Origin of the sequence: Stygiolobus sp. CP859M (genome assembly GCF_037389975.1) — an archaeon.
Classification (GTDB): Archaea; Thermoproteota; Thermoprotei_A; order Sulfolobales; family Sulfolobaceae; genus Stygiolobus.
The window spans coordinates 1-3,481 of sequence record NZ_JBBHKS010000001.1; the positions used below are offsets into that span (position 1 = coordinate 1).

Consider the following 3,481-nt stretch of genomic DNA (forward strand, 5'->3'; position numbering starts at 1 on the left):
GAGTGTGGACAACAATTTTGTTAATCTAAAATGAATTATTTGAATTGTTTGTGCTTTATTAGGAGAACGTTGATGATAATACTTTTTTAGGGTGAGCACGGGAGGTATTACTTGGAGGTGAGATTACGGGAACTAGGTGGAAGGTTCCCGTGCTCACCCAAATTATACTAATTTTAATGGAGTATATTAACCTTAGCCCGAGGTTTTACTCTAGGGAGACCGTAGCCTCTGCATTGGCTAACTACGTTTCCGGGTTATCCTCTTGGAGGGTAGTTTTACCCCATTCCACTCTGCTTTATTATCATAGGAGGTTGAGTTACGTGAGGTATGCTGTGCCATTGAGTGGTGTTTACGCTATTGACGAGACTAAGGTGAGGCTAATTAATGGTCAGTACTATTACGTGTGGATCGTTAGGGATGTAAAAACCAAGGGAATACCCTTCTTCATGGTTACTAGTGTTAGGAGTGGAGTACATGTCTTGGTAGTTCTTGCGAACATGAGTAGGGCTGAGGAAATAGCAATGAGGGTATTTAGGAGAAGGATTGATAAGGTAATTTACTTGCACGATGGGGCAACAGCATACAACGCCTTCACATGGTTAAACGTAGAACACGAGAAGGTAACGTTCAACGAGAGGAATTACGCAGAACAAGGGTTCAGAAGCTTAAAACATAGGCTTGCATCAATGGACTTCCACTTCCCTTGGAATACTAACAAGTTCACAATAACTAGGTGGTTATCAACATTCTTCCTAATATACAACATCCTTTACACCCCAACGTACTTGTTAGATAAGGGGGTGATAATAAATGTAAATATTTCAAATGAATGAAATTGTTGTCCACACTGTATTTGAATATATTTAAATTTATTTTATGAAGTAGAAATTAATTTTTGATTAAAATCACTGTGAGATATTAGTTCTGTTGTTTTAGTTAATTTGTAGAAAATATAAACGTAAAATATATAAAACAGTGACTATCGATACGTACACAAGAGTGTTGCGAGTTCATTTCGAGATTATATTATTTCTTTATAATATCGTTAAAAAAGTAGAAAAAGATTGAATATGCCAATTAGATTAATATGTGTGGTTACCGTTATCAAAGAAATCGCTTCACTTATTTAGAAATTTTATGCTTGAATAGAGATTTCATAGTATACCAAGCAGTACCTAATAAGAGTACCTAAAAGACAGTAATAAGTCCCTAGAAACTGACTTCCTCTCCGCCCTGAAACGGTAGACCCAAAATCACCTCCTTGAAAATAAATCTATAGTGTAAATAAGTGTTTCCACTAGATTAATTGTAAAATTCTCCGGATTGAATAAATCTGGAAAAAATAAAAGAATTAATAATAATCTAAACTCCTCTCTCCCCACCTCCCCCTTGAATACGGTATATAAGGAGTAGAGTACAAGGGCAAGAACGAAGATCAATATGCGGAAAACAAACTTAGTAGAACTAGTAAATGGAAGGAAAGCCTTAATGTTCCTATAAGAGGTCTCTATTGGACCTCTCCCCTTATTGTACAAATCCAACACTTCCCTCTTTGGTATCTCGAGGTTAGTAGCCCTAGCAAAATAAACAAGCCTCTTCTCCTTTCTCCTAACTTTCTCCTTACTGTACACGAGGAGCCTGAACTTAACTTGCTCATCCTTCCTATGCCTCTTACTATTAGTCTTGTAATCACCATCAAACTCCTCATAAACCTTCACATCCCCAACTGGGACGGCAACTATGTAATTAAACTGTGAAATGAAGTTGAGCACGTCGACAGTGTAGAAACCGGCGTCAAGAGTTATCAACCTTATCTTGAATCCCATTGCAACAACTTGCTCCACGAGGATCTTCACTATCTCTTCCTTAGTCATACCGTTCACTTGCGGAATAAAGGCAAGTAATAGTACTTTCCCCTTATACTTGGTTGTTGCAGTTGCGTAGTTCCACGAGTTTCCTTTTTCAGAGCTCCCGAGTCCTTTCACTGGTTTCCCATACCACGTCTTGGTTGTCCAGTCAATCGAGAGGTCTACCTCCTTTACCCCCTTTAATATCTCTAAGGATATTTTCCTAGCATTTTCCAATAGTTTTTCAATTACTTCTATCCCTTGTTTTTCTACGTAGTTCCTCACGGTCTGTGGGGATACGTCATACGCTTTGGACTTGTTCTCAACAGAGTCGTTCCACAAACAAGCGGAGATGAGGGTTTTTGCTACTTCTTCTCCTTTCTTTCCATTAAAGTTTAGCATGGAAAGTAATTTATATCCTATTTGTTGAATGTTATTTTGGTGAGGGAGACCGGGTATCACCATCTCCCTATCTCCCTTAGTAATACTATGTCTCCCTCACCTTAAACCCTTTCTTCAATTCTTTACACTCTTATAAATTTCTTTATCTTTTGTAAATTCGATATTTATCCTATCAGAAATATTTTTTCTAATATGATTTTGGGTCTACCGTGAAAGGGTCGAGGGTTCCCTCCCAAAGGGCTCATCCTTCCTCTCATCGATTCGGGATTACATATGGTGGGCAGCCGGGTGGCTCAGAGATCTCCACTCCCATTTGAAGATGGGACTTTCATTGCCTATCTCTAGTCCCTTAGGAGAGAAGAGGGATTCTAGACGCTCCTCCCACAGTCCCGTTAAGCACTTAATTAGCCTAGAGAGGAGCCTAATTAGCGGTACTAAGAGATATCTCGATAAAGAAGTATTTAAATACAAGGCTATCCATCCCCTTGGCGAGGCTTTCCGCCTCCCTTAATCCCCCTTTATTGTAAAAAATTAGAACCCGTAGCCTTTATTACTATATTTTGTATATTGACTGTAATAATGTAGAATTAATGGTTATACATGAAGAAATTATACCAAAATCCCGTTCGTTAATGAACAAATCAATGTAGCCAGCCACTTCGCATGACATTAACGTTTTTATTTGTATAGGAAAAGCTAAACGCTATCTTCAGTGTAACTTTTAATTACTCTATTCTATGAGCAGTAACATTAAGACAAGGCAGTACATACTTGATATAATCTTATAAATAGTTTTTTAATAAGTTTAATAGTTATGTTAATTTTCCTTAATTGTTCATTGATGAATTGAATTTTTAGGAAAAAAATTTAATTAGTTAAGGTGATTAATATCAGTGAACTTAAATGGCGTCAAGTACACCCGTGGTTGTTGCAATAGTGATTGCGATAATCCTAGTGGGAGTAGCTGTTTATTATGTAAGCACTAGACCGAGTTTAACGACTACAACAACTCTACCCCCAAGTTCAACAACAGTTACTGAGTCAACGTCTTACACGACAAGTATGTCTAGTTCAATGGTTTCTTCTACTACTTCTTCTTCTACTACTTCTATGTCTTCTACTACTTCTACAACTACTAATATGACATCTTCTCTCCCCGCTGGTGCTACGATGTTACCTTATAATCCGTCAAATAAGACTGTCTTTCTCTACTTAGACTCTTCCAGCTCTGG

2 protein-coding genes and 1 pseudogene are annotated in these 3,481 nt (G+C 37.7%); 2 read left to right on the forward strand and 1 reads right to left on the reverse strand.

Annotation, left to right across the window (positions count from 1 at the left end):
- Positions 1 to 176 precede the first annotated feature (176 nt).
- The gene (locus tag WIW72_RS00005) at positions 177 to 833 is read left to right on the forward strand and encodes an IS6 family transposase (protein WP_337721185.1); all 657 of its coding nucleotides are present in this window, start codon (positions 177 to 179) and stop codon (positions 831 to 833) included.
- A gap of 420 nt (positions 834 to 1,253) precedes the next feature.
- Here WIW72_RS00005 and WIW72_RS00010 read toward each other — a convergent pair whose 3' ends face one another.
- Positions 1,254 to 2,312 carry an ISH3 family transposase gene (locus WIW72_RS00010; protein ID WP_337699447.1) on the reverse strand — a complete coding sequence of 353 codons (1,059 nt, stop codon included), beginning with the start codon at positions 2,310 to 2,312 and terminating at the stop codon, positions 1,254 to 1,256.
- 840 nt (positions 2,313 to 3,152) lie between these two features.
- Here WIW72_RS00010 and WIW72_RS00020 point away from each other — a divergent pair.
- Positions 3,153 to 3,481: pseudogene (locus WIW72_RS00020) on the forward strand (sulfocyanin); the annotation flags it as partial.